The sequence below is a fragment of the Hymenobacter rubripertinctus genome (assembly GCF_003583925.1).
Taxonomy (GTDB): domain Bacteria; phylum Bacteroidota; class Bacteroidia; order Cytophagales; family Hymenobacteraceae; genus Hymenobacter; species Hymenobacter rubripertinctus.
Window position 1 is genome coordinate 1 of record NZ_QYCN01000016.1, and the last position, 26,256, is coordinate 26,256.

The window sequence follows — 26,256 nt, forward strand, 5'->3', positions numbered from 1 at the left end:
CGGCACGGCCTGAATCTGTTGCGCCAACTCACCCGGCCACATACGGCCCCTGACCAGCCGCTGGCACGCAAAATTCTGAACCTACTGGATGTATTTAGTCGGCACGGCCTGAATCTGTTGCGCCAACTCACCCGGCCACATACGGCCCCTGACCAGCCGCTGGCACGCAAAATTCTGAACCTACTGGATGTATTTAGTCGCTATCTTGCTCGTGGACAACCCACTAAAATAGTAGGGTAGAGTAGGCCAATGCCATACCAATAGCAAATTCTGCTACTCTACCAGGTAGAGTGAATAGAAACATGAATTTGTATGAGGAAAAAAAGCCAAAAGGATGACGCGTGATAGTAACTATTGCCGCACCTAGCAACATTAGTGCTACCGCTCCTGCTACAAGAAGCAAGTACCGCATCCGCACTTTGTATAGAAGCCACATTGCCAGTGGAGCAAATAAATAGAAGCATTCTTCCACACTCAATGTCCAGCCCTGCGCAATGCCGGTAAAGACAAATTTTTCGAAAAATCCTCGTAAAAAACTTAAATTTAGTCCTATTACAATAAGCTTGTCATACCCTCGGTAAGCCAGCCATTGGCCGGTCAAATCCAAGCTGGGAGCAATAGCATAAGCAGTAAACGTCAGGCCGGTTATTATGGCATAAAGCGGATATATTCTGGCTACTCGATTCTGCATGTATCGTTGCCACCAAGCTCGTGTCAGTGTAACATGGTTAGAGTAACGGGTTGTGATAAGAAAGCCACTGAGTACGAAAAAAATGCCTACTCCGATGTGTGTTTCGTTGGTAAGCTTCCAAGCGAAGTTTCCCTTGTGAAAAGGATTGAAATGAAACCAAAATACTAGGTAAGCGGCAATAGCACGGATGCCAGTTAATGCTTTGAAATACTGCTTATTAGAAGAAATATTCATGCTACTATGAAACTATTGAATTGCCAGAATACGGATTTGCTCCTATGACTGACAGACGGTTCTTGCTCCAAATCAGATAGATTACAACAGAAGATAAAATCACCGCCAATGATTGGATGAGTAAGAAAGGTATAGTTGCCCAAGGACCGAAATTCATAAAATAAGCTTGTTGAGGCTATCTTAAAAAATCGCCACGATCAAAATTATTCATTGGATATATATTGCCTATTTTTTTCATAATCTGGATCAAAATAGTTAAGTGATATTACCCAGGCTTTAGAAAGTAAAGCGGCTATCACCGCAGTAATGCCTAAAATTTTAGGGCGCGGGCTTAGGCCATCGGCTACCAGCGCGGCAAGAGTTGCTAACAGCGGAATCACGTTAGCCATTTGCCGGGTTTCGGTATTTACCGCTTGAATCAGGACGGCCATGAACAGTAGCCCCATGCCCAAGCCCAGCCGCGTAACCGCCTGGAGCGTACGCCGCCAGAACAGCGCAATGAAGAGGAAGGGTAAGCCATAGTATAGCACGTGAAACACCAACGACTGCGCCGGTCGCTGCAAAGCCCCGTAGGTAAGGTTGATGGCAAACTGCTGGGGGGTGAGATACGGATGGGTCGGATCACCGAGATAACGGGTCAGGAAGATATAAGCTCCCACAATACCGAGCGCGTACAGCCAACTGAGGCGGGGGCGGAGCAGTTGCGTTATCCGGGGAATAATTTCCTGCCAACCCGGGAAAAGTCTTTGTGCCAGTGTCGTTTGGGTGTAAACCAGATAAACCCCAATCAGCAGGATGCTTAACGGAAGCAGCGGCCGCACCGCGGGGGCCATGTAGAGCGAACCGGGAATGTGCTTGACGTAGATGACCAAAACGAATAGGCCACATACCGCGCTGGCAATACCCGTTGCCCAAATCCGGCTTAGCCAGGGGTTGCGGGTGGCGGGAACAGGTTCAGTCGCCGGCACCAGCAGCATGAGCAAATTGAACAATAAGGCCGTAGGCCAGATGGTGAGAGCAATGATTGCGTTAATAAATAAGCCCAGCGGCCGATGCGTAAGGTAACAGTAGAAGCTAATCAGGCCGGAGGCCATCGCTAGTCGGTCGTAGGTAAATGGTACATAAAAATCGAGCTTGAGGGTAGCAAAATTGACGAGCATGCTCAAGTAGCCAATCCACTGCCCTGGCAAGCCAATTTTCAAGTGATTTGCCAGCTTGTCCCAGGTGTAAATGATGATGAGAGCTATGCCAAGTTGAAAAACCTGGAAGAATAAAATCATGTTGAAGTCGGAAAAAGCAATTCCGAATACCTTGAAGGTAACGTGTAGTAATACGTAGGGAAAAATGCGCTGAATACTGTAGCTGTTCATGCGGTGGGCAATGAGGTATTCATGCACATCCTTGGCCATCGGCTTATAGATGGTATACCCCTCGAAGGCAAAGCCCTGATGAAACGGCATGATATCCGGAAATATCCAGTAGAATATGGTAATGACCAGAATACATAGCGCGAAAAATGCTTTAGGATTGCGGTACACGTTCTGAAGCATATAGTAAACGGCTAACGTTGGTTTTGAGAGGACTGTACTTGCTACCCCACTCGATGGGTGGGCGTGGGAAATGACCGGGGTGGCTCCGGCCAGTAAACGGGGCCAGTGACAACCGTTATTCAATTATCCGGGTGGTCACAAATAAAATGATGCGCAAATTACGCCATTTCGCCGGTACTCTAGGGACAAAAGCAGGCCTGTTTCGGTGAAAAAACGTTGGGTGCTGCACTTTGGTTGGGCTACTGCCGGGCCGATGACAAGCACCCGCTTTCCCTGCTTTTGCCCGTAACCCTGGTTTTGGAACTGCCTATGCTAGCGTGTCAACTGGCAAAAGGTAACGGCTGATTCCGCGTCTTTGCACCGGCGAAGGCTGGCCGGCTGGCTTTCGAGTACTTTTTGCCTTGCTTCCTGTGTATGCCCAAGCTCTCCGTTATCATCCCCTGCTACTTTAACGAAGACAATATTCCCGTTACTGGCCGGGAGCTATTGGCCAACGAGGCCCTGTTTCCCGCGGATCTGAGTTTTGAGTATATACTCGTCGATGATGGCTCTGAGGATGGCACGTTGCAGGCGCTGCTCGATTTCCGGGCCGCGTATCCCGAAAAAGTACGGGTAGTGGAGCTGGCCGGTAATGTGGGTTCCTACAACGCCATTGTGGCCGGTATGGCCCAGGCCACCGGCGACTGCATGGCCATCATTACGGCCGATATGCAGGACCCGCCCGAGCTGATGGTGCAGATGTACGACTATTGGCAGAAAGGGCTCAAACTCATCATCGGCAACCGGCAGGACCGGGAGGAAACGGGCCTGCAACAGCTGTTCGCTAAAACCTTCCACGCCCTGATGAAGAAAATCGCGCTGCCCAACATTCCCGACGGCGGCTTTGATTTTGTGTTCTTCGACCGGCAGGTGGCCGAGCACATTCTGCGCCTGCATGAGCGCAACAGCAACCTGTTCTACCTCATGGTCTGGCTGGGCTATCCGTACGTGAATATCCCCTACGTGCGCCGCAAGCGCGAAATCGGGAAGTCGCGCTGGACGCTGAAGAAGAAGATGAAGCTCTTCATCGACTCCATCCTGGCCTTTTCGTTTTTTCCGATCCGGGCAATTTCCGTGCTCGGCCTGGCCCTGGGGCTGGCGGCGTTTGCCTACGGCCTCTACATTATCGGCCTCCACTTGTTCGGCAGCCAGGAGCCGGAAGGCTGGTCGGCCCTGATGGTAGTGGTGCTGTTCGTGTCGGCCTTCCAGATGACGGCCCTGGGCGTTATCGGCGAGTACGTATGGCGGGGCCTCGACGCGGCCCGCAACCGCCCGCTCTACGTGGTGAAGGAAGTATATGAGCAGGAGCCAGCGGCAACGGGGCGGCTCACCTGATCCACGTTGCGCAACAACGCGGTGTGGTTTTAATGCTCCAGGCTGGTTGGAGCATTCAACTGCCGGGTTGGTTTTAATGCTCCAGGTCGAATTCAGGATTTTTCCGGCGGGTTGTCCGGGCTTCCGTTTTCGCGGGGCGTTAGCTCCGTAAGGGCGGTTTCGGGAACGGGGTGCCCCGATGGAGCGCCGCATCCGGGCGGCTTCTCATCCGCGCCGTTGGCCCGTTGCCGTTCCGCGAGCCGCCGCCCGGATGCTTCGCTCCAGCCGGCTTTCCGGTTGATGCAGGGGAGGGGCTGGCGTCGCGGGGCGTTGTTGCGGAGGCCCACCGTTGCGTACTGCCGCCCGATGAGCGGGCGTGCCGTGTCGTTGCTTTTTGCGGGCAACTCTACCGGCCACACGCCCTGGGGCAGCGGCTGAGGCCCGGTGGGGCGTCATGGGTAACCCAATTTGCGAAGAACGAGGGAGGGGTGGGGGCAAGCCCCGCTCCTCCCTCGTTCTGACGCTCCTGTACTGAGCTGAAATTCGCTCTGGCACTTCCGCACATGAATGGCTTTCGAGCCCCGCAGGGGCGCGATGGTTATAGCCCCTGATACGTCTGGAGCCCTGGAGCCCCGGCGGGGCGGCAGCAATCGGCCAACGCATTGTGCCGCCCCGCCGGGGCTCACAACCAACTCCAGGGCGTACGCCCGGTAACATCCTGCGGCGGCACTTCGGCCGGATGTGGGCGAAGCGGTAAATCCTCTATCTGAATTGATCTATCTTTGCGGTCGGTATCAACCTGTCCACGGGTAAACGGCACGGAAATAAGCCCCGTTGCTACCCGCCACTGAACCTAACACCGGTCATCGTGCAAACTATTGAAGCGTCGCCTGCGGCGGACCCCCGGGTGAGCCCCGCGCCGCCGGCCGAAGAGGACTGGACGGAAATTATTGAGCCCCGCGTTGGGCTGCTCGACCTGGGCCTGAAGGAGGTCTGGCGCTACCGGGACCTGGTGCTGCTGTTTGTGCGCCGCGACTTTGTTTCGACCTACAAGCAGACCATTCTCGGCCCCATCTGGTTTTTCATTCAGCCCCTGCTCACTACCATTACCTACATGGTGGTGTTCAATGGCATTGCCAATATGAGTACCGGGGGCGTGCCGCCGCTGGTCTTTTACTTGTCGGGCGTCACCATCTGGAACTACTTCGCCCAGGCCCTGACGGCTACTTCCACGGTGTTTACGGCCAACGCGGCCATTTTCGGCAAGGTGTATTTTCCGCGCCTGACCATGCCGCTGTCCATCGTGCTGTCCAACCTGGTGCGCTTCGGCATTCAGCTGGGCTTGTTTCTGCTTATCTGGTCCTATTATTTGCTCACGACCGATGCGTTGCACCCGAACCTTTACCTGCTGCTCACGCCGGTGCTGGTGGTGCTGATGGGGCTGCTGGCCCTGGGGCTGGGCATGATTTTCAGCGCCCTCACCACCAAGTACCGCGACCTGGCCATGCTGCTGGCTTTCGGGGTGCAGCTGCTCATGTACGCCACGCCGGTTATTTATCCGCTGGCGAAACTGGAAGCCCTGCCCGAAAAATACCGTTGGTTCATTCTGGCCAACCCCCTGAACGCCATTGTGGAAACGTTCCGCTTCGGCTTCCTGGGTTCGGGCTCCTTCAGCTGGGCCTACCTGGGCTACAGTGCCCTGGCTACGGCCGTTATTCTGCTGGTGGGCACCATTATTTTCAATAAAGTAGAGAAAAGCTTCACCGATACGGTGTAGTGCCGGGCCACCCGGCCCTTACCGCCAAGCGTATGAGCGACGTCGCCATTAAAGTAGAAAACCTGGGCAAACTCTACCGCCTGGGCGAAATCGGGACCGGCACGCTCGGCAGCGACCTGAGCCGGACCTGGGCCCGGCTGCGGGGCAAGGAAGACCCGTTTGCCAAAATCGGGGAAACCAACGACCGCACCACCAAGGGCAGCAGCGACTTCGTGTGGTCGTTGAAGGATGTGAACTTTGAGGTGAAGCAGGGCGAGGTGCTGGGCATCATCGGCCGCAACGGGGCCGGCAAGTCCACCCTGCTCAAGGTGCTCTCCAAGGTAACGGCCCCCACCACCGGCCGCGTAAAAGTGCGCGGGCGCATTGCCTCTTTGCTCGAAGTAGGTACCGGCTTCCACCCCGAGCTGACGGGTCGCGAGAACATCTTCCTCAACGGGGCCATCCTGGGCATGACCAAGCAGGAAATCCGGCGGAAGTTCGATGAAATCGTGGACTTCTCGGGCGTGGAGCGCTACATCGATACGCCCGTGAAGCGCTACAGCAGCGGCATGTACGTGCGCCTGGCCTTCGCGGTGGCGGCCTTCCTGGAGCCCGAAATCCTGATCGTGGACGAAGTACTGGCCGTGGGCGACGCCGAGTTTCAGAAAAAGTGCCTGGGCCGCATGAAGGACGTGAGCGTGAACGACGGCCGCACGGTGCTGTTCGTGAGCCACAACATGGCCGCCGTCAAGCAGCTCTGCACCCAGGGCCTGGTGATGCGCTACGGCAGTACCATTTTCGAGGGCTCGGCCCTGGAGGCCGTCAACTACTACCAGAACTCCAGCGACACCAACTCCTACTTCGAGCACTCCGGCCCCTTGGCGGAAGCGCCCGGCAACGACAACATCCGCCTGCTCAAGTTCGCCGTGAAGCCCCTGCGCGGCGAGCTGCTCACTATCTCCTCGGGCCTGGAATTCGAGCTGACGTTCTTCAACCAGAAAGCCGGCATCAACCTCGACGCCACCTTCGAGCTGCGCAACCTCGACGAGATTCCCATCTTCCACCACGGAGCCCTCCTCACCACGCAAAACGACTCCCAGCAGGGAATCTACACCGTGAAAGGGCAGTTGCCGGGCTATCTGCTGAACGCCGGTATCTACCAGTTCAAGCTACTGTTCGGGGAGAGCCAGCGCCACCTGTTGTTTGCAACGGACGACGTATTGCAGTTCGAGATGCTGAACGAGAGCCTGGGCAGCAACAACAGCATTCTGCCGGGAATACTCCGGCCGGATATTCAGTACGCGGTTTCCTTTGTCGATGCGGTGCAGGTATGAGGAAGGAAATCAGGCAAATCAGGCTCCACCGAAAAGCCTACGATTTTCTGGTGGACTGCGCGTACTACTATCACGCTAAAAGTCTGCTGGATAAGTCGTTGTTCTTCTGCCAGAAGGCGGCGGATTTTGCCACGTTCAACTACTGCGGTTTCTACGCCGAGGGCCGGCTGGAAGTGCTGCTCGCGAAAATAAGTAACCGCCAAACCCAGCCGGACCAACTGCCCAAGGCCGTAGGGGAGAAGCTGCGGGTGCTGCATTACGCTACCCACGTGTACGCGGTGGGCGGCCATACCCGCCTGATTGAAAACTGGATTACGAATGATGCCGGGAATCACCATGATCTGGTGCTGGCGAATTACGAGGAGCCGGTTCCCGACTTTATCACGGCTGCCCTGGCGCTGGTGCAGGGGCAACTACTTCGGTTAACGGGCGAAAGTCCGTTGGAGCAGGCCCGGTACTTGGCGCTCCTGAAAGAGCAGTACGATGTTGTCGTCCTGCACCATCACCCGAACGACCTGTTGCCCGCGCTGGCCTTTTCGGCGGATGGCGGCACGCCCGTGGCCGTGATGAACCACGGCGACCATCGCTACTGGCTGGGCGCGGGTATTTGCGACGTGCTCGTGGAAATCCGGGACAACCTGATAGTACCGGACCGCTTACACCGGCAGGTAAACGAGCTCTGCCTGCTACCCATCCCGGTAGCCGCCCGCCGCCTGACCACCCCGCAATACACGGCTAGCCGGCTTGCGCTGGACATAAAGGAAGAGGACGTGATGCTCTTGTCGATTGGGGCCAGCTACAAGTACGAGCCCATTGATGATCGGAATTTCTTCTTGGATATATGCAGCATGCTGGACCAGGACGAGCGGGCGAAAATGTTCGTGGTCGGTATTGCACCCGACACGGAAATTGCGCGCGCGTACCGGCATCCCCGCCTCACGTTCGTAGCGCCCACCAGGGAGTTGGATGTGTTCCGTAATGCCTGTGATGTTTACGTGGAGGGCTACCCATTTTCCTCCTTTACGGCTTACCTGGAAGTCGCCCGGTTGGGCAAGCCGGTACAGCGCATGTACAACGCCCCACTGCTGAACCGCTACGAACTAACGGACTATCCAAACCCGGTTCAGTACCCCGCCGACTTAAAGGAGTGGAAACGGGACCTGCAACGGCTTATTAAAGAGCCAGATGCGCGGAAAATCCAGGGACAAGCCGAAAAGCATAATTTGGCGTTGCATGACGTGAGCAACTGGCAGGCATACGTGGGTAACTTCTATAATATGCTGCCCCGGCTAAAGCACCAGTTTAAAAGGCTGAAAAAAGAGAAGAGTTTTCTGGATGAAAATGACATTTATCTATATAAGATGCAGCCGGTTTTTAATGTGGGTATTATTCCGTATCATTTTTACGGACTTTCTTTTACTTTGAAATGTAAATTGTTTGCAAGAGATATTGTAAATATAATTACAACAGATAAGATGATTTTTAAAGATATTGTTTGGTTTTTATTCAAATCTTCTAAACTTGCCGATGTTGGAAATTTGTAATAGTGTATATTTTTTGGTTGTTAATAGTAGTCTTCCCCCATTTCATAAGTTTCCTCTCGTTCCTGGCTTCCAATGGCGACACTTCTTTTCATCGGACACGAAGCTACGCTAACCGGTGCTCCGTTCACGCAACTGCATCTCATCAACTGGATTCGGAAAAATACCGATCACGAGGTGGTATTGTTACTCATGTGGGGGGGAGGGCTGGAAGCGGAATTTGCTAAACTGGCGGAGGTGCACGTGTTGGAACAGGGCAAACCGGCCGTAACGATTCGGGAAAGAGCCCTGGCTAAGCTGGACCGCCTGACCCAGTACCGTCGCAAACAGATGGTGCGGAGTATTGCGCGCCGTAAGCCCGACATGCTATTCGCCAATAGCGCCGTGTCGTTGGCCCTGGCCGTGGAAATGAAAGCAGCCCTGCATATTCCGTTGGTCATGAATGTGCACGAGTTGGAAAATTCGTTTTTCTTTTTGTCTAAAGAGGAATTTTCAAAAAATACGGCTCAGGTAGATTTCTTTATTCCCGGCTCGTATGCGGTGAAGGAGTATTTTGCGACGTTCTGCCCTATTCCGGCAGAGCGGGTAGGCGTAGTATATGACTTCATTGAAAGCGAAGTGCGCGGCACCAGCACCGCCCACGATATCCGGCACGCGCACGGCATTCCGGCCGAGGCAAAGCTGGTGGGCGCTATTGGGTCGCTAATCTGGCGCAAGGGCGCGGATCTGTTCATTCAGGTGGCCCGACACGTGCTCCGGACCGATCCGGACGTGTATTTCGTGTGGGTGGGGGGCCAGCCCAGCGACTACCACTACAAGGAGCTGGTGCGCGATATCCGCTTAATCGGCCTGACGGACCGGATTCTGTTCGTGGGCGGCAAGAGCGATCTGAAAGGCTACTACGAGGCCTTCGATGTGCTGCTGCTCACTTCCCGCGAGGACCCCTTCCCGCTCGTATGCCTGGAAGCGGCCCAGATCGGTACCCCCCTCGTGTGCTTCGCCAACGCGGGCGGCATGCCGGAATTCGTGCGCGACGACGCGGGCTTCGTGGTGCCTTACCTGGATGTTGAGCAGATGGCCGAGAAAACCCGCTTGTTGCTGAACACGCCCGACCTGGCCCGGCAACGGGGGCAGACCGGGTGCCGCCGCGTACGCGCCGAACATACCATTGCCACTATCGGCCCGCAGATGTATGAGGTGATTGAACGCTTCTTGCGCTGATAGTACGGTGGGCTCGACCAGTGGTGTATAACGGTTCGCGAATGGTGTATCCAGCTGGTTGTAACGACGCATCCTGGCGGCGGCTCGCGGAACGGGAACGGACCAGGGGCGCGGATGAAAAAATGCCAGGACGCACCGCTATGTTGGATATGCACCGTTCCCGAAACCGCAGTTGTGCGGTATGAAATATAGGGAAATGATACAGTGGAAACGATAAAAAACTGCTTTTTATAAATAGTGTGACTTTCATTAAAATAGGAAACACGCATAAAGCACACTTTCGAAAAATGATCAAGCTGTTGTATATTTCAACGAACAGGGACTGGAGCGGGAGTGAGGAGCTGTGGGCGCGCTCCTCCCGCCTGTTTTCGGCGCAGGGTTTTGCAATAGCCAGTATCACTTCCTACGCTCACGAGCAATTGCGTGCCGTTCCCGGCGAAAAGTTGCTGTTGCTTCCGCCCTCGGCTGCATCAACGGGGCTTCCTGAAAGAGTATGGAGAAAAATTGTCAAACCAAAAGATAAAGTCCGGCAATTTATTGAGCAGTATGCCCCTGATTTCGTAATTGTTTCCCAGGGTAATAATTATGAGTCTTTGGAAGTGATGCAGCTTTTGGGTAGTATGAGCTTGCCCTTCGTGACGGTAACTCAACTAGCTTCAGAATCATTCTTTTGGGCCTTTACGAATGACCGCTTGTTGGCTATTCAACAAGCCTACCGTAGTGCGACTTGCAACTATTTCGTGTCGGAACACAACAAGCGCCTGACGGATTTCATGCTGGGCGGTACGTTGTCGAACGCGGAAGTTATTTATAACCCGTGTAAAATAGCGCAAAGCGTGCCTGCTATCACGCAGCCCCCGTCGGGGGTGTACCAGGTAGCCCTGGTAGGGCGGCTCGACTGCTGGCATAAAGGATACGACTTGTTTCTTCAGGTGATTGGGCGGCCGGAATGGAAAAAACGCCCCGTCCTGTTTAATATCTACGGCACCGGACCTCACTCCCTGCTAATGGAGCAGCAGATCACCCATTTGGGCATTCAGAACGTGCGGCTGCACGGCCATCAGGCCGATGTAGCCGCTATCTGGGCGGCCAATCAGCTGCTGGTAATGCCTTCGCGGATGGAAGGGCAGGCCCTGGCCCTGATTGAGGCAATGGCCTGCGCCCGGACCGCCGTGGTAACGGATGTGGGAGGGGCCACGGAACTTATCGAGGACAACGACAACGGCTTTGTTGCCGCCGCCGCCACGACCAGTTCTATTGCGGAGGCCTTGGAAAGAGCCTGGGCGGGCCGGGCCGACTGGCACCAACTCGGGCAGAAGGCCGCAGCTACGCTAGCCGCCAAATACCCCGCCGATGCAGTGGAATACTTTAATGCGAGCGTGGCAAACTATTTTAAAACCGCAGAACCGGCGTAAAATAGTTTCTGCCCGACCAGCCGGAAAAATACGGGTGGGGTAGCGGGTTTTTTCTTCGGGTCGGTTTTATTGGAAATAAAACAGCACCTGCCTTTTTCCGCGTTCAGTGAGCAAGCATGAATAAGAACCTTCTTTTTATTTCGCACCAGGCCTCCCGCACCGGCGCGCCCATTGTACTGCTGCACCTGTTGCGGTGGCTCAAGCAGCACACGCCTTATCAGCTGACGGTGCTGTTGCAGGAGGGCGGGGAAATGGAGCCGGAGTTCCGCGAAATCGGTGAAACGCTACTCTGGGAGCCGCCAGCGGCCCCGAGTGGTATCTGGCAGCAGCGGCTGCGGCGAGTGAGTAAGCACACGGCCCGGCATCAGCAGCGCGTGCGGGAGCGGTTGCACCAGCTGGCCCCGAAGCTGATTTACGCCAACACCGTCGTATCGGCCGATCTGGCCCTGCTGCTCAAGCCCGTGCTGAACTGTCCGGTGGTCTGCCACGTGCACGAGTTGGCCACGGTGATTGATGCCTTCATCGGCGCGGAACGGTTTACGCAGCTCAGCCCGCGCATCGACTGTTTCGTGGCCGCGTCGGAAGCCGTGGCCGAGAACCTGCGCCGCAGCTACCAGGTGCCCGCCGCCCGCATCCGCACCATCCACGAGTTTGTGCCGGTGCTGGCGGCCGCCGATTTCACGCTTGCCCGGCAACAAGTCCGGCAGGAGCTGGGCATTCCGGCGGACGCGTTTGTGGTGGCCGGAGCCGGCACCATCGACTGGCGCAAGGCCCCCGATGTGTTTATTCAGGTAGCCCAGCACGTGGTAGCTGCCGGCGGCCAGCGGGTGTACTTTATCTGGCCCGGCGGAAAACTACAGTCCGAAGAGGGGCGGCGGGTCCGGCACGACGTGGAGCGGGCCGGCCTAACCGATGTTGTGCAGTTTCTGGGCAGCAAGACCAACCCGCATGATTACCTGAGCGCGGCCGACGTATTCCTGCTCACGTCCCGCGAAGACCCCTATCCGCTGGTGTGCCTGGAAGCCGCCGCTTTGGGCAAGCCGGTGCTGTGCTTTGACCGGGCCGGCGGGATGCCCGAATTCGTGGAACAGGACTGCGGCGTTATTCTGCCCTACCTGCGCGCCGATCTGATGGCCGCCGCCGTGCTGCAACTCCGCGCCGACCGCCCGCTCCGTCAGCGCCTGGGCGACAACGCGGCCCGGAAGCTGCGGGAGCGGCACAGCGTGGAGCAGGCCGGCAGCAGGGTGAGCCAGTTGCTGGCCGAGCTGCTGGCGGGCTCCTTCGCCGCGTCTTCAACTGAAGCAGTAAACGACTAGCCGTACCGCTGACTACGCGTATGATCTCACTCATTATCTGCACCCGCGACCCGGCGGCACTGGCGGCGGTTAGCCAGAGTGCCGCCGCCACAATTGGCGTGCCCTTCGAAATCGTACCCATCGACAACAGCCGGGGCCAATACGGCATTTGCGAGGCCTACAACCTGGGCGCGGCCCAGGCCCGCTACGACGTGTTGTGCTTTATGCACGAAGACATCCGCTTCCGCACGGCCGATTGGGGGCAAACCGTGGTGGACGTGCTGCGCGACGATACCATTGGGGTGCTGGGCGTAACGGGCGGGCAATTTCAGCTGGCTGCCCCCGCCGCCTGGTGGGGCTGTGGGTTGCCCTACTGCCGCGAGAACGTGCTCAACGTTTTTCCCGACGGCCACACGGAGCGCGAGCTCCGCAACCCCGAAGCCGCCACGCTAACGGATGTGGCGGTGATAGATGGCATGTGGATGTGCTCGCGGAAGGACGTCTGGGCGCGGCACCCGTTTGATGCGCACACCTTTACCGATTTCCACTTCTACGATGTGGATTATTGCACGGAGATTTTTCGGAGTGGCTTGCGCGTATGTGTTACCTTTGACTTACTCATCGAACATCATTCCCGGGGAAATATCAACGCGCAGTGGGTAGTTAACGCGTTGAAATATCAGCGAAAGCGAATGAATCAGCTGCCTTTCGGCGTGGTAACCCCGTCGCCGCCGGAGCGCCACGCGTTGGAACTGCGGGCATTACAGGAGTTTACGGGGCTTTTGATCCGGCAGCGTTTTGCCGCAGCCACAGTCACGAAATACTTGGCCCGGTGCCTGCTGCTGGCCCCCCTCAACCGGGATACTTTGTGGCTGGCGAAACAACTGATCCAGTCACGATTTGGCGCTTGATTGCACGATGCGAATTGCTTTTGTATCCCTAATGTACGATGCCCCGTGGGGTGGGAGTGAAGTGCTGTGGGCGCAAACGGCGGCGCGGGCGCTGGCCGAAGGCCACCAGGTGCTGGTGATTACCAACGCTTGGCCCGAGCTGCCGCCGCCACTCCAGGCCTTAGCTGCCGCCGGGGCCACGCTCTGCCGGCGGCCGCGCTACGAACCTACCTTGCGTTTCCGGACCCGTAGCTGGCTCGCGCGCCTACCACGGAAGGGACGTTTGCCGGAAATCGACGCGTTACGGCATTTCAAGCCCCAGGTGGTTCTGGTCAGCCAGGGGGGGTGGAATGATTTGCTGTTTCATCAGCAACTGGCCACGTGGTTGCAGTCGGTGCCCTTCCTGCTCATTTGCCACAACTACCACGACCCGGTACGTCAGGGCGAAGCGCAGCGGCAGCGCATGATCACGCTATACGAGCAGGCCCGCGAAGTGCTGATGATTTCGGATTTGCAGCAGCAGGTAATACGCCGCCAACTGGCGGCTCCTATCCAAAATGCCCGGGTGGTGCAGAATCCTCTGAATCTGCCGGCCAACTGGCCGGTGCCCTACCCACCGCTGGCCGCCGATACGGTTGTCCAGCTTGCCGTGGTTGGTAGCTTTGATACGGACCGCAAAGGGCAGGATGTGCTGCTGGATACCTTGTGCCAACCACAATGGCTGGCGCGGGCCTGGCACCTGAACCTGTACGGCCGGGGGCCGGACCAGCGCTATCTGGAAAGGCTGATTGAATTCTGTCACCTGCAAGGTCGGGTAACGTGGCACGGGCATGTAGCCGACAGCAACGTTCTTTGGGCCACTACGCATTTGCTCATCTTACCCTCCCGTATCGAGTCGGGGCCGATGGTGGTGCAGGAAGCCGCGTTGTGCGGCCGGCCGATGGTAGCTGCCGACGTGGGCCTGGTACGCGACTGGGTACAGGACGAAGTAACCGGTTTCATTGCCGACATGGCTTCGGTATCATCGCTGAGCCGAAGTCTGGAGCGGGCTTGGGCCCGGCGCTCGGAGTGGGGCCGCATGGGCCAGGCTGGCTCCGCTTGGGCCAGTGAGAAAATGCTGACAGATCCGGCCGGAGACTTGCTACAGCATCTGGTAGCCGCCGGATAAGGAGGCAATGAGGGGATTTGCGGCTCTGCCGGAGAGGGGCTTTTGGAAAAGACAACGACCCGAATCCCCCAAAACGAGTATTTTTGCCCACCTGCTTTCGAATGGCTCCTCTTTGAGTACTCACCCATTGTGCTGATTATGTTGCATTCAATGCCTGCTGCTATAAGTACTACCACGTGCGTTATCGGGGGAGCGGGCTTTATCGGGCGGGCCGTTGTGGCGGAGTTGGTCGCCCGTGGCCGGCAGGTAATCGTAGTGGGCCGGGGCGACTCACCGCAGGGTTTGCCCGCCGGCGTGCGCTACCTGGAAAATTCGGTAGAAGCGGGTACTGACGTCGTGCGCATAGCCCTGGAGGCCGCGACGGAGGTAGTGGACCTGGCGTACGCGACCAGTCCGGGAACGAGCTTTCAGGACCCGGTAAATGATATTCTGGTGAATGTTCCGGAAACAGTACGCCTGTTCGAGCTTGCCGCTACGATGTCGCACTTGCGTAAATTCGTCTGGATATCTTCGGGGGGGACCGTTTATGGCCGTACGCCGGCCGTGCCCATCAGCGAACTGCATCAGACTCTACCGCTTTCACCCTACGGAATAACCAAGCTGGCCCTGGAAAAATACGCCCACATGTATTTTGAAACCCGGCAACTGCCCATCGTGTGCGTGCGGCCGGCCAACGCCTACGGCCAAGGGCAGCGGCCCTACAGCGGGCAGGGCTTCGTTGCTACGGCCATTGCCTCCATTCTGGATGGGAGGCCCTTAATGCTGTTTGGCGAGCAGGGCACGGTGCGGGATTACCTGCACGTAACCGATATGGCGACCGGTATTGTGGCGGCATTGCTGGAGGGCGTCCCCGGCGAAGTCTATAATCTGGGAAGTGGGGAAGGCTTTACCAACCGGCAGGTGCTGGATATGCTGACACCCCTGGCGCAGGTATCAGGCCACTCGGTGGTGGTAGAGATAAAGCCTCCGCGCCCGTTCGATGTGCCCGCCAATATTCTGGATTGCCATAAATTGCAGGCTGCTACCGGCTGGCAACGCGAGGTGTCCCTGGAACAAGGGCTGGCTCAGACTTGGGCGTGGTTTGCGGGGCAAACCAGCAAAGTGCCTTATCAAACGGCGTTATAATGACTTCGCAACTGCCCGCCCGCATCGGTTTTCTGACGAGTACCGACCCACTTGACCGACGCTCTTGGTCCGGCGTGCATTATTCTATTTTTCGGGCAGCTGAGCGCATCTTCGGACCCGTTACCGCGTTAGGACCAGCCCCTATGGTATGGCCGTTGCGCATTGGCAATAAGCTCAATCATTATCTGATTACTCCTCTTACCGGCAAACGCTATCATCACTCCTGGAGTGTTATGCTAGCCCGTCTGTACGCCCGGCAATTTGGGCAGCGGTTGGCGCGGCAGTCGTTCGACCTACTACTGGCTCCGGCTTCGTTCACGGAAATAGCCTACCTGCATACGACTATCCCTATCGTGTATATCGAGGATTCCACTCTACACCAACTAATTGATTTTTATCCGGGCCTGACCGGTCTGTTGGAAATTTCGAAGCGGGAACTCAATCACATCGAAAAACGTGCCCTGAACAAGGCCACCCTCATTTGCTACTCTTCGCAGTGGGCAGCCCAGTCGGCCATTCGGGATTACGGGGCCGACCCTGCCAAGGTGGTCGTTATTCCCTTTGGTGCCAACTATCCTTCGCCTCCGCAACCTGCCGAAATCGTCGCGAAACCTAATGGCTCAGAGTGCCGGCTATTTCTACTCGGGGGGGAATGGGAACGTAAGGGGGGCGCCATTGCCTACGAGGCCATGGTAGCGCTGAACGAGCAAGGGATACCGGCTACACTTACCGTTGTAGGGTGTGCTCCGCCGCCTCAGGAGCGGATTAATTACCAGCACCCGGGCTTTACAACCATCCCTTACCTGAATATGGGAGAGCCGGCTGATCTGGCCCGCCTGGATGAGTTATTCCGAACGGCCAACTTCTTCATTCTGCCGTCGCGGGCCGAATGCGCTGCCATTGCGTTTGCCGATGCCAACTCTTTCGGTTTACCTGTCGTAACAACCGACGTCGGGGGGATCTCCAGCTTCGTAGAGCATGGCAAAACCGGTCTGATGCTTCCATTGAGTGCCACTGGAACTGATTTTGCCGTGGCTATTCGGGATTTGTACCAGGATGAGACGCTCTATCAGCTAATGCGCGTAGCGGCCCGCCAGCGTTACGAGGCTACTCTCAACTGGGACCAATGGGCACTACACCTCAAACAGGAGTTGGTAGCCCGGGATTTGTGGCCCGTAGCTGAACTTCCTTGCCCATGAAATTGCCGGGTTTAGCAGCATATTCCCGTATCTTTGCATTTGACCTTTACTTTACTCATGCAAGTTCCTTTTCTCTCTTTTTCGCCTCAGCATCACCCCATTCGGGAAGAAGTACTCGCTGCAATGGCACGGGTGTACGACAGCCAGTGGTATGTACTCGGACAGTCGGTTACTGATTTTGAAGCGGCTTATGCCACGTACAATCAGGTAACGCAATGCGTAGGTGTGGCCAATGGACTGGATGCGCTGCACCTGTCGCTTATCGCTTTAAATATTGGTCCTGGTGATGAGGTTATCGTTCCTTCCAACACCTACATCGCTACATGGTTAGCCGTATCCTTTGTAGGAGCTACGCCCGTGCCAGTAGAACCCAGTGCCACTACTTATAACCTGGATCCAGACCTGATTGAGGCGGCAATTACGCCGCGCACGAAGGCCATCATGCCGGTTCACCTGTACGGGCAAGCCTGCGAGATGACGGCCATCATGGGCATTGCCCGTCGGCATAATTTAGCGGTACTGGAGGATAACGCCCAAGCCCAGGGAGCGGCCTGTGATGGGGGCCTTACGGGCAGCTTTGGTCAGGCGAATGGTACCAGCTTTTATCCAGGTAAAAATCTGGGGGCCCTAGGCGACGCCGGAGCCATCACGACCAACGATGCGGAGGTGGCGAAACGGCTGCGGACCCTACGTAACTACGGCTCTCAGAAAAAGTATTACAACGAGGTAATTGGTTACAACTCCCGCCTGGATGAAATGCAGGCAGCCGTTCTTTCGGTAAAGCTGCCTTACTTGGCTGACTGGACCCGGCAACGTCAGATGGTAGCGGCTCTATACGATGAGCAGCTGGCTGGAATAGGCGATTTACAACTGCCGTCCGTTGCCGCGGGCTGTACCCACGTCTATCATTTGTACGTAGTGAGAACTGCCCAGCGCGACAGTTTGCAGCAACATTTGACGGACCAGAGTATCGGGACACTGATTCACTACCCGGTACCCCCTCACCGGCAGCAGGCCTACGCTGATCAACCCATGGCCAGCCAACAGTTTCCGATTGCCGAAGAATTGGCGGCTACGAGTCTGAGCCTGCCCATGTGGCCTGGAATGGGGCAAGAGGAGGTACAGAAAGTGGTAGCTGCTATTCGCTCCTACTTTAAGTAAGCGGCCCGAAGATCAGACTTTAAGTGCTTGTTGATATCCGGCAGATACGCCGGATATCAACAAGCACTTAAAGTCTGTCTGTCGCGCAAAACTCTGGAACGTCTTTTGATATCCGTCGCCTCTGCCGGATGTACCTGATGTTCTCTGCATACAAACTACAGACTGCCGGCAGACAGAAAGAGTATTCCGAAAGGATAAGAATAAATTCATTTTCAGCCGCCCCGATTCAGCCACTCAGATCGAAGCGCACACATTCTGCATCGGTCCTAACCACACATTGCCGGGGTTACCACTTCAGTGTTGCTGTCTTGGTTTTCCAGCCAATACCTGGCAGCTAGTGGCTAGGCGACAACCCACAGACATTCAGATTTTCTAATATGCCTACTCCTAATACCGGTACTCCCCCTGCTCATTATGTTCATCCCGGCGCTATCGTTGATACGATGGACATTGGTCCGGGTACTACTATCTGGGCCTTCGTTCATGTACTGGATGGGGTGCGTATCGGGAGCAACTGCAACATCTGCGACCATTGTTTCGTGGAGAATGGTGTGGTTTTAGGCGACAACGTGACGCTCAAATGCGGCGTGTATCTCTGGACGGGTATTGTTGCGGAAGACAACGTGTTTATTGGTCCGAATGTAGTTTTCACGAATGACATCCGGCCGCGGAGTAAAAACAAAGAGGCGGTATTTTCTTCCACTCTGCTCAAGCATGGCTGTTCGCTGGGAGCCAACTCCACTATTCTGGCCGGCGTTACGGTCGGCCGATATGCCCTGACCGGCATTGCCTCCGTAGTTACCCGCGACGTGAAGGATTATGCGTTGGTGTACGGAAATCCGGCCCGGCAGCACGGGTGGATAGATGAGCAGGGCCAGAAACTGGAAGCTGCTCCGGAATCAGGTTATTGGGTTTCAGCAGTTACCGGGCAGCGCTACCGCGAAGCTTCGCACGGTCTGGTGCCGGAATCACTCTAATATGATTTACCCGACCGTCAGTATCGGTATTGGCTCCTACAATAACGCAGGCTACCTGGAGATACTACTGGATAGCGTGCGCGCCCAGACGTATCCGGCCATTGAGCTGATTGTGGTTGATGACTGTTCGGTGGATAATTCGGTGGCTGTGGTGCAGCAGTGGATGGAGCGCACGGGGTATCCCGTAACTTTTGTGCGGCATGAGCAGAATCAGGGCTTAGTGCGCACCTTCAGTCACTGCACTCAGTTGGCCACTGGCAGCTATTTATCCCTGGTGGGGTCGGATGATGTATTGGAGCCCGAGCTGATTGCCCTGACCGTAGCTGAATTCGCGCGTCAACCACCTTCCTGTGGGGTAGTATATACTGATTGCCGGTTGATCGATGCAGATGGGAAGGAAATTGCGTCCAGCTTTTTGCGCTACTTTAACCCAGCTTACGCCGACCAGCCACCCCAGGGAAACCTGATTGTTCCGCTATTGCGGGGGCTTTATTTGCCTACCGTAACCACTACTGTGCGCAGAGAGGCGCTGGAGGCCGTGGGACCGCATGATGAAACCCTTTTTTCCGAAGACCTGGATATGTGGTTGCGCATCTCCCGTAAGTTTCGTTTTGTCCATTTGCCGGGTACGCTGGGAGCGTATCGGGTGCATAACCGGTCGGCCATTCACACGAACCGGTTGTCGCTGAATGAAACGTATTTTCGGATTTACCGCAAAGCGTACTTTGAAGGACCGGAGGAATGGGCTGCCGCCCGGCATAGTCTGGCCGATCATGCAGAGCACTACTACGCCAGTGAGGGGCCAGAAGCCGTAGCCCGTCTCTGGTATGCTTTTAAGGAAACCCGCCTGCCCAAAGTAGGGCTGTTCTGGCTAATGGCCCGACTGGGAATTAAGTATTCAACTCTTCGTCCTCTGATGAGTCGATAGAACGGCCACAGGTCTGTTCGCTACCCGATTGCATGTCTGAAATTTCGCGCACAAAATCCGCCTTCTGGGGCACTATCTCGACGCAGGCATTCACCATTATTTCCATGGTGGTGTCCATCGTCAGCACGCCCCTGATGGTAAAATATCTGGATAAGGATGCCTATGGCTTGTCCATTATCTTTTTTCAGATAGTAAATTACCTGGCCCTGTTCGACTTTGGCCTCTCGTCGGCCGTCATCCGCAACCTGGCCCTGCACCGGGGTGATGATGAGCAAAACCGGCTGATGGTTAATAAAATCATGTCGACGGGGGTGCTGATAGCGGCCGGGTTCGGGGTGCTGGTGGCCGGCGTCGGGATTGGGTTGGCCCCATTGCTACCCAAGGCCTACGACCTGCGGCCGGAACTGGCCGCACCAGCCGTTCCAATTATCATCACGCTCAGCCTGTTGGTGGGGGGGCAGTTTATTCAGCGGGGTTTGGGCGGCATTTTCTTCGCCCACCACCGGCAGGCACTCATTGCCACGCCTATTTTCGCGGTCAATCTGCTCACTACCGGTCTGACGCTGGTGTTGCTATCCCGGGGCATTGGCCTCTGGACGTTTGTATACGCCAACCTGTTTCAGCTCTTTGGCAACGGTATTGTGCAGATTGTACTCCTGTACCGCTACTATCCCGAGGTCCGGATCCGGATAAAATACTTTGACAAGGCCCTGACGCACTCTATGCTGGGGTACGGCTTCTTCATGTTTCTGCACGGGCTCGCTACGCAGGTGATTTTATACACCGACCGGCTCGTTATCGGCAAAGTGCTGTCGTTGTCGCTGGTGGCCGTGTTCTCGCTGACGGTGCGCATTCCGGAAGTGGGGATGAATCTGCTGGGCCGCGTCACGGAGAATGCCTTGCCGGCAGTTGCCGAAATCGTGGTGCATGAAGGGCCGGCCCGCGCCCGCCTCTACTTTCACCGCATGATGCTGCTGATTGTGGTCATGAGCCTGGCCGCGTTCTGGCTCATGCTAACCCTGGACGAGTGGTTTATCCGGCTGTGGGTAGGGCCGGATTTCTTCGCCGGGCAGCAGGTGCTGATCCTGGCCCTCATCATTATGGTGCAGCAAACCATTACCCGAACCGGTGTTTTCTTCCTCAATGCCAAGGGCATTGCCCGCCCCCTGAGCTTCGCGGCCATGGTGGAGGCGGCCCTGAACCTGACGCTTTCCATCTGGCTGGGCTACAAGCTGGGCATGAGCGGAATTCTGCTCGGTACCATTATCGCGGCCTTGCTCACGTCTTTCTGGTACGTGCCCTTCCTGTTGCGTAAGCACCTGGAAATTTCGTGGATGGACTCGTTGGTGCGGCCCATTCTGGGGCCTACGCTGGGCATCAGCGCGGCCGGAATCGGGATGTATTGGCTGGTGCAGAAGCTGGATACCCTGCCGTTTCTCAATAACTGGCTGTGGTTCCTGCCCATTGGCGCGGCCGTATCTTTGCTCATGGGTAGCTTCGTCTGGCTGGTGTACCTGCGCAAAACGCTGGGCGAATACGTCCCGCCCCGCTTCCGCCGCTACCTGCTCGTTCAATCCTAGTTTCGCGGCCGCCGATGCGGCCGTTTTTCTGCCTGCCATGACCACTTCCCTTACCAGCTTCCTGACTAAAGCCACCCGCACGTTGCTCTGGCGTACCGGCCTGGGCCGCAAGGCGGCGGCCGGCTACTGGAAAAACCGCCAGGACGGGGCCGGTTTCCGCTATCTGCACCGCCAGACGGACGATATTTTTGCCCACTTGCCCACCCGGTTCACCGACCCGGTCTTCAGCGCCTTTGTCGGCGACGACAGCAAGCGCTGGACCATGCAGGAAAGCTTCGTGGTGGAGGTGGAAGATGTGCTCCTGGAGCCCGAGCGGTTACTCGGCATCCGGGCCGGCCGGGAGTTGGTTGAGCAAACGGTGGTCTACAAGCACGACCGGCAGTATCCGTACATTCTGCCCTATCTGCTGCGCCCTTCTAAGGTAACGCACCTGGAGAAAGCCATCTGGTACGACGGCTCGGCCACCCGCAACTACTACCACCATCTGGTCGATGCCCTCATCAGCCTGCAACAGTGGGAGCGCAGTGGTCTGCCCCGGGATACGCCCCTGCTCATTACCAAAAAGATGTTTGATACGGTGTACTTCCAGTACCTGTACCAGGGCAGCCCGCAGGTGCGCCAACTCAACTGGCACGTGGTGGCGGATGCGGAGTGGGTGCAGGTAAAGAAGCTGTACAAGCTGCAAACGGCCTCTTTCAGTCCGGCGGCCTGGCGCACCATGCGCGAGTTGTACGCGCTGCCCAGCGTGAAGCCCTGGCGCAAGGTATTTCTGAACCGGGACCGGAAGCGCTACGGCCGCTACCTCGACAACGAATCCGAGGTAGTTGCCATGCTCAAGCGCCACGGCTTCGAGGAAATGTTTGCCGAAAACCTCTCCATTGAGCAGCAGGCCCAGCTGTTTCAGGAAACCGAATACCTGGTGGCCCTGCACGGGGCGGGCATGATTCAGCAGTTTTTCATGAACTACGCCCACAGCCACGTCATCGAAATTATGCCGCGCAACTACCTGATGCCGCTGTATTACTGGCAGGCTTACGCAATGGGCATCCGCTACTACGACGTGGTAGTGGGGGGCGATATGCGGGATGGGCAGGAGTACCCGGTAGAAGTGGCCGCCCTGGAAGCCGCCGTGGAGCGCATGCTCGGTAACCAGCACGCCGGCCGCGTGTACGGCCTCACAGAACTGCCGCCCGCTTCAGCCGTTTCGTAAAGCATGAAAATTCTCATCGTTCTGGAGGATCTGCGCACGGGTGGTGCCCAGACGTTTGCCTTACGCTTAGCGCAGGCTCTGCACGTAGCGGGCCACACGGTACACTTGTACGATCAGTATGCGCACCTCGTAAATCAAAGTTTGATTCAGCAGCTGGCACCCAACGTGCCGGTGATTTCCTATGGTTCGGAGTCGCCGAAGCTGGATGCGGTGCTACGGAAAGCCGCCGGGCTGGGCCGGCGACTGGGTCGGGCTGATTGGTTACGGGAGGAGCAGGTGGTACGGCACCTGCGCCAGACGATTCAGCGCCTGGCCCCCGATGTAATAAACAGCCACACCATCAAGGCCGACTATGCCGCCGCCAAGGCATTGCAGGGCCTCGGTATTCCGCTGGTAATTACTATGCACGGCTGTTACGAGCTGTTTCTACACAAGGCCGACGCTCCGGAGGTGACGCCTAAGGGAAACTTCGCGCTGCAACAGGCGGCGGCCGTGGTGTACCTGACCAGCAAGAATCTGGAGATTTTTGAGCAGAGTGGCGTACGGCCTCTGAACTCCATCCTCAACCGAAAAATCTACAACGGGTTCGATGGTCAATTCTCCGCCGAGAAGCTGACGCATAATCGGGCGGCCCTGGGTATTGGGGCTGAAGCCATTGTATTTGGCATGGTGGCACGCGGCATCCCTGAGAAGGGGTGGGGCCACGCCGTAAATTCATTTCTGGCCCTGGAAACGGCGCACCCGGAACTGCATTTGGTGCTGGTGGGCGAGAGCGACTACCTCACACACCTACGCCAGCAGCACCCGCATCCGCGCTTGCACTTCACCGGCTTCTCCCGTAACCCCATTGATTGGGTGGACCTTTTCGACGTAGGGCTATTGCCTAGCTATTTTCACGCCGAGAGCTTGCCCAATTCCATTGCCGAATATCTGTCGTGCGGCAAGCCGGTCATTGCCAGCCGGATTGGCGAAGTACCCGCCATGCTGGCCTCCGAAGAGGGCTTGGCCGGCGTATTGTTAGATCAGGCCAACTGGCAGCTCACCGACCCCGGGCAACTTACGGAAGCCATGCGCGCCTACCTGACGCAGCCGGCCCTGCTGGCCGAGCATGAGCAGCGGGCTCCGCAGGCTTTTGAGAAATTCCGCATGAAGCACTGCCTGGCCGCATACGAAGAGCTGTTTCAGCAGGCTCAAGCCGTCCAAAGTCAATCCGCATGAACTCCCTCAACTCCAATTCTTCCCCCCGCAACCTGCTCCTGCTGATTTCCAACCTGGGCCTGGGCGGCGCGCAACGCGTGTTTCACGACCATAGTGTGGAGCTGGCCAAGCACTACGCCGTAACGGAGGCCGTCTTCAACCTGGATGGCGGCGACATGTACCCCAGCGGCAACGAAGTGCAAAGCCTGGAGGTGGCCGGGGGCGGTAGTCCGGTGGATAAAATCCGCAACTTTGGCCGCCGTATCGGGCGGCTGAAAGCCCTGAAGAAGCGCCTGCGCACCGCCGTGTGCGTGAGCCACCTGGAAGGGGCCGATTACGTGAATCTGCTCAGCAAAGGGTCCGAGAAGGTGGTGCTCTGCATTCACGGCTCCAAGCTGCACGACGGCAACATTACGGGCCTGGTGGGCTGGCTGCGCAAGAAAGTGCTCATGCCGGGCCTCTACAACCGGGCCGACAAAATCGTGACAGTGAGCCGCGACATCAATCCCGAACTCATCGAAGGCTTCGGCGTGAAGCCGGAAAAGCTGATTACCATCAACAACTTCTTTGAAGTCGCCCAGATCGAGGAGAAGTCGCGGGAGCCGCTGACGCCGCCGGAGCAGGCGGTCTACGATTCGGCGCCGGTGCTCGTGACGTCGGGGCGGCTGACGATCCAGAAAAACCAGGCCCCGCTGCTGGATTCTTTTGCGGCCCTCATTAAGCGGCGGCCGGCCAAGCTGGTATTCGTGGGCGATGGGGAACTGCGCGACGATCTGACCCGCCACGCCCGCCAGCTGGGCCTGCGCGTGTACGAGGCCTGGGGCGAGGCCCCGCTGACGACGGAGTACGACGTGTATTTCCTGGGCCTCCAGCAGAATCCGTTCAAGTATATCCGGCCGGCCTCGCTGTTCGTATTCCCCTCCGCCTGGGAAGGCTTCCCAATGGCGCTGGGCGAAGCCATGATTTGCGGCGTACCCGCCGTAACGACCGACTGCCCTACCGGTCCCCGCGAAATTCTGGCCCCCACTACCACCACGCCCCGTACCCCCATTCGGGCAGCCGAACGCGCCGAATTTGGGATGCTGATGCCCATGCTCAACCAACCCGCCAGCTTGGCCGCCGACCAGCGGGTTTGGACTGAAACACTCTATCAATTGCTCAATGACACGGCCGAGCGGGAACGGCTGGGCCAGCTGGCCAGCCAGCGCATGCAGGATTTCACCCGGGAAAAGATTTTCCGCCAGTGGGTGGCCGTGCTCGAAGACGTACTCGCGAAATAATGCCTGATTTAACCAAGCCCGTTATTCTGATTGCCGATAACTCCACGGCCGTAACCGGAGCCCTGATGGCCATCCGCAACGCCACCGACCGGCTGCGGGGCCGCTACGAGTTCGTGTACGTACTGCCCAGCGGCAGCACGGGGCGCGCGGTGCTGGAAACGGCAGGCTACCGGGTGCATGAGGTGCCGTTCGTCGAAATCAGCAAGCGGGTGCGCAACCTGCTGCTCTATGTGCCCATGCTGCTGCTCAATGGCTGGCGGTTGGCGGCCCTGGTGCGGCGGGAGCGGGCCGCCGTGGTGCACATGAACGACTTTTACAACCTGACGGGCGTAATGGCGCGGCTGCTCACCGGGCGGCCCCTGGTAACGCACGTGCGGTTTCTGCCCCACACCCAAATGCAGCCTCTGGCCCGCACCTGGCGCTGGGTGGCCGAGCACCTGGCCCAGCGGGTAGTGTGCGTGTCGCGGGCCGTGTACTCGTACTTCCAGCCCCTACCCCATGTTCAGGTTGTTTTTGACCCGATTCCGGAAGGCGAAAAGTACCCGGCAACCGCCCTGGCTCCCCGCGCCGACGGGACCGTGCGGGTGTTGTTCCTGGGAAATTACATTGTAGGTAAAGGCCAGAATTTCGCCGTGGAAGCATTTAAGAATGCTTATGCCCAGCAACCCCACCTGCGCCTGCACTTTGCCGGCGGCGACATGGGCCTGGAGAAAAACCGCGACTACCGCCGCCAACTCGAAGCGGCCGTGGAAGCGGCTGGCCTGCGGGAAGTCGTCACGTTTGGCAGCTTCGTGCAGGATGTGGAAGCCGCCATCAAGCAGGCCGACATCGTGCTGAACTTCTCCGAATCAGAGTCTTTCTCGCTCACCTGCCTCGACGCGCTCTACTTCGGCACGCCCCTCATTGCCACCGACTGCGGCGGACCGGCCGAACTTTTCGAATCGGGCCGCTCAGGCCTGCTGGTGCCCAACCGCGACGTGCCCGCCATGACGGCGGCGCTGCTCCGGCTGGCGGCGGATGCGGACTTACGTCGGGAATTCGCGGCGGCGGGCCGCGAGTTCGTGCGCCACAAGTTCCGGGCCGCTGCCAGTTACGAGCAGCTGGGGCAGCTCTACGACGAGTTGCTCGGGTAACCAGTAAGTGTTTGGTTG

At 57.3% G+C, this 26,256-nt stretch carries 22 protein-coding genes; 20 read left to right on the forward strand and 2 right to left on the reverse strand.

What is annotated here, in order from left to right:
• Nucleotides 1–240, forward strand: a 240-nt coding sequence (locus tag D0T11_RS22935) for a hypothetical protein (RefSeq protein WP_220473726.1), incomplete at its 5' end; no start/stop codon positions are given.
• Here the strand turns inward: D0T11_RS22935 and D0T11_RS11865 are convergent.
• Nucleotides 224–925: an acyltransferase family protein gene (locus tag D0T11_RS11865; RefSeq protein WP_119656010.1), complete on the reverse strand. Its 702-nt coding sequence runs from the start codon at nt 923–925 to the stop codon at nt 224–226. The two genes, D0T11_RS22935 and D0T11_RS11865, sit on opposite strands and share 17 nt — an antisense overlap.
• A gap of 203 nt (nt 926–1,128) precedes the next feature.
• A complete protein-coding gene (locus tag D0T11_RS11870) occupies nt 1,129–2,475 on the reverse strand; it encodes a hypothetical protein (protein ID WP_119656011.1) in 1,347 nt (448 codons plus the stop codon).
• A 414-nt stretch (nt 2,476–2,889) separates the two neighbouring features.
• Here D0T11_RS11870 and D0T11_RS11875 point away from each other — a divergent pair, with 414 nt between their 5' ends.
• The 19 genes from D0T11_RS11875 (at nt 2,890) to D0T11_RS11965 (ending at nt 26,238) form a co-directional block, all read left to right on the forward strand.
• Nucleotides 2,890–3,849 carry a glycosyltransferase family 2 protein gene (locus tag D0T11_RS11875; protein WP_119656012.1) on the forward strand — a complete coding sequence of 320 codons (960 nt, stop codon included), beginning with the start codon at nt 2,890–2,892 and terminating at the stop codon, nt 3,847–3,849.
• 847 nt (nt 3,850–4,696) lie between these two features.
• Nucleotides 4,697–5,605, forward strand: coding sequence for an ABC transporter permease (locus tag D0T11_RS11880; RefSeq protein ID WP_245990809.1), 909 nt, complete (start codon nt 4,697–4,699; stop codon nt 5,603–5,605).
• Between the two features lie 32 nt (nt 5,606–5,637).
• Nucleotides 5,638–6,918 (forward strand): ABC transporter ATP-binding protein, encoded by a 1,281-nt coding sequence (locus D0T11_RS11885; protein WP_119656014.1) that lies wholly within the window; start codon nt 5,638–5,640, stop codon nt 6,916–6,918.
• The gene (locus tag D0T11_RS11890) at nt 6,915–8,462 is read left to right on the forward strand and encodes a glycosyltransferase family protein (protein WP_119656015.1); all 1,548 of its coding nucleotides are present in this window, start codon (nt 6,915–6,917) and stop codon (nt 8,460–8,462) included. Before D0T11_RS11885 ends, D0T11_RS11890 begins: the two co-directional genes overlap by 4 nt.
• 72 nt (nt 8,463–8,534) lie before the next feature.
• Nucleotides 8,535–9,680 (forward strand): glycosyltransferase family 4 protein, encoded by a 1,146-nt coding sequence (locus D0T11_RS11895; RefSeq protein ID WP_119656016.1) that lies wholly within the window; start codon nt 8,535–8,537, stop codon nt 9,678–9,680.
• Between the two features lie 287 nt (nt 9,681–9,967).
• Complete coding sequence (locus tag D0T11_RS11900; RefSeq protein WP_119656017.1) at nt 9,968–11,095, forward strand: glycosyltransferase family 4 protein; 1,128 nt, start codon at nt 9,968–9,970, stop codon at nt 11,093–11,095.
• 116 nt (nt 11,096–11,211) lie between these two features.
• Nucleotides 11,212–12,411 (forward strand): glycosyltransferase family 4 protein, encoded by a 1,200-nt coding sequence (locus tag D0T11_RS11905; RefSeq protein WP_119656018.1) that lies wholly within the window; start codon nt 11,212–11,214, stop codon nt 12,409–12,411.
• 20 nt (nt 12,412–12,431) lie between these two features.
• Nucleotides 12,432–13,301: a glycosyltransferase gene (locus D0T11_RS11910; protein WP_119656019.1), complete on the forward strand. Its 870-nt coding sequence runs from the start codon at nt 12,432–12,434 to the stop codon at nt 13,299–13,301.
• A 31-nt stretch (nt 13,302–13,332) separates the two neighbouring features.
• Nucleotides 13,333–14,448, forward strand: coding sequence for a glycosyltransferase family 4 protein (locus D0T11_RS11915; RefSeq protein WP_182888368.1), 1,116 nt, complete (start codon nt 13,333–13,335; stop codon nt 14,446–14,448).
• Between the two features lie 150 nt (nt 14,449–14,598).
• Nucleotides 14,599–15,573 carry an NAD-dependent epimerase/dehydratase family protein gene (locus tag D0T11_RS11920; protein ID WP_119656089.1) on the forward strand — a complete coding sequence of 325 codons (975 nt, stop codon included), beginning with the start codon at nt 14,599–14,601 and terminating at the stop codon, nt 15,571–15,573.
• Nucleotides 15,573–16,772, forward strand: coding sequence for a glycosyltransferase family 4 protein (locus D0T11_RS11925; protein WP_119656021.1), 1,200 nt, complete (start codon nt 15,573–15,575; stop codon nt 16,770–16,772). The genes D0T11_RS11920 and D0T11_RS11925 overlap by 1 nt, the downstream gene beginning before the upstream one ends.
• A 39-nt stretch (nt 16,773–16,811) precedes the next feature.
• Nucleotides 16,812–17,933, forward strand: coding sequence for a DegT/DnrJ/EryC1/StrS family aminotransferase (locus D0T11_RS11930; RefSeq protein WP_317127266.1), 1,122 nt, complete (start codon nt 16,812–16,814; stop codon nt 17,931–17,933).
• A gap of 377 nt (nt 17,934–18,310) precedes the next feature.
• On the forward strand, nt 18,311–18,910 hold the full coding sequence (locus tag D0T11_RS11935) for an acyltransferase (protein WP_119656023.1): 600 nt from the start codon (nt 18,311–18,313) through the stop codon (nt 18,908–18,910).
• Nucleotide 18,911: 1 nt separating this feature from the next.
• On the forward strand, nt 18,912–19,838 hold the full coding sequence (locus tag D0T11_RS11940; protein ID WP_182888369.1) for a glycosyltransferase: 927 nt from the start codon (nt 18,912–18,914) through the stop codon (nt 19,836–19,838).
• Nucleotides 19,839–19,870: 32 nt separating this feature from the next.
• The gene (locus D0T11_RS11945; RefSeq protein ID WP_119656025.1) at nt 19,871–21,418 is read left to right on the forward strand and encodes a lipopolysaccharide biosynthesis protein; all 1,548 of its coding nucleotides are present in this window, start codon (nt 19,871–19,873) and stop codon (nt 21,416–21,418) included.
• Between the two features lie 37 nt (nt 21,419–21,455).
• Nucleotides 21,456–22,628, forward strand: coding sequence for a glycosyltransferase family 61 protein (locus tag D0T11_RS11950; protein WP_119656026.1), 1,173 nt, complete (start codon nt 21,456–21,458; stop codon nt 22,626–22,628).
• A gap of 3 nt (nt 22,629–22,631) precedes the next feature.
• Nucleotides 22,632–23,846: a glycosyltransferase family 4 protein gene (locus tag D0T11_RS11955; RefSeq protein WP_119656027.1), complete on the forward strand. Its 1,215-nt coding sequence runs from the start codon at nt 22,632–22,634 to the stop codon at nt 23,844–23,846.
• The gene (locus D0T11_RS11960) at nt 23,843–25,105 is read left to right on the forward strand and encodes a glycosyltransferase (protein ID WP_119656028.1); all 1,263 of its coding nucleotides are present in this window, start codon (nt 23,843–23,845) and stop codon (nt 25,103–25,105) included. The genes D0T11_RS11955 and D0T11_RS11960 overlap by 4 nt, the downstream gene beginning before the upstream one ends.
• Nucleotides 25,105–26,238: a glycosyltransferase family 4 protein gene (locus D0T11_RS11965; RefSeq protein ID WP_119656029.1), complete on the forward strand. Its 1,134-nt coding sequence runs from the start codon at nt 25,105–25,107 to the stop codon at nt 26,236–26,238. The genes D0T11_RS11960 and D0T11_RS11965 overlap by 1 nt, the downstream gene beginning before the upstream one ends.
• Nucleotides 26,239–26,256: the final 18 nt, after the last annotated feature.

Excerpts from the sequence above, each read along its gene's own strand:
- D0T11_RS11865 (WP_119656010.1), bottom strand. The coding sequence starts at position 925 with ATGAATATTTCTTCTAATAAGCAGTATTTCAAAGCATTAACTGGCATC.
- D0T11_RS11870 (WP_119656011.1), bottom strand. The coding sequence starts at position 2,475 with ATGCTTCAGAACGTGTACCGCAATCCTAAAGCATTTTTCGCGCTATGT.
- D0T11_RS11875 (WP_119656012.1), top strand. The coding sequence starts at position 2,890 with ATGCCCAAGCTCTCCGTTATCATCCCCTGCTACTTTAACGAAGACAAT.
- D0T11_RS11885 (WP_119656014.1), top strand. The coding sequence starts at position 5,638 with ATGAGCGACGTCGCCATTAAAGTAGAAAACCTGGGCAAACTCTACCGC.
- D0T11_RS11890 (WP_119656015.1), top strand. The coding sequence starts at position 6,915 with ATGAGGAAGGAAATCAGGCAAATCAGGCTCCACCGAAAAGCCTACGAT.
- D0T11_RS11895 (WP_119656016.1), top strand. The coding sequence starts at position 8,535 with ATGGCGACACTTCTTTTCATCGGACACGAAGCTACGCTAACCGGTGCT.
- D0T11_RS11900 (WP_119656017.1), top strand. The coding sequence starts at position 9,968 with ATGATCAAGCTGTTGTATATTTCAACGAACAGGGACTGGAGCGGGAGT.
- D0T11_RS11905 (WP_119656018.1), top strand. The coding sequence starts at position 11,212 with ATGAATAAGAACCTTCTTTTTATTTCGCACCAGGCCTCCCGCACCGGC.
- D0T11_RS11910 (WP_119656019.1), top strand. The coding sequence starts at position 12,432 with ATGATCTCACTCATTATCTGCACCCGCGACCCGGCGGCACTGGCGGCG.
- D0T11_RS11915 (WP_182888368.1), top strand. The coding sequence starts at position 13,333 with ATGTACGATGCCCCGTGGGGTGGGAGTGAAGTGCTGTGGGCGCAAACG.
- D0T11_RS11920 (WP_119656089.1), top strand. The coding sequence starts at position 14,599 with ATGCCTGCTGCTATAAGTACTACCACGTGCGTTATCGGGGGAGCGGGC.
- D0T11_RS11925 (WP_119656021.1), top strand. The coding sequence starts at position 15,573 with ATGACTTCGCAACTGCCCGCCCGCATCGGTTTTCTGACGAGTACCGAC.
- D0T11_RS11935 (WP_119656023.1), top strand. The coding sequence starts at position 18,311 with ATGCCTACTCCTAATACCGGTACTCCCCCTGCTCATTATGTTCATCCC.
- D0T11_RS11940 (WP_182888369.1), top strand. The coding sequence starts at position 18,912 with ATGATTTACCCGACCGTCAGTATCGGTATTGGCTCCTACAATAACGCA.
- D0T11_RS11945 (WP_119656025.1), top strand. The coding sequence starts at position 19,871 with ATGTCTGAAATTTCGCGCACAAAATCCGCCTTCTGGGGCACTATCTCG.
- D0T11_RS11950 (WP_119656026.1), top strand. The coding sequence starts at position 21,456 with ATGACCACTTCCCTTACCAGCTTCCTGACTAAAGCCACCCGCACGTTG.
- D0T11_RS11955 (WP_119656027.1), top strand. The coding sequence starts at position 22,632 with ATGAAAATTCTCATCGTTCTGGAGGATCTGCGCACGGGTGGTGCCCAG.
- D0T11_RS11960 (WP_119656028.1), top strand. The coding sequence starts at position 23,843 with ATGAACTCCCTCAACTCCAATTCTTCCCCCCGCAACCTGCTCCTGCTG.
- D0T11_RS11965 (WP_119656029.1), top strand. The coding sequence starts at position 25,105 with ATGCCTGATTTAACCAAGCCCGTTATTCTGATTGCCGATAACTCCACG.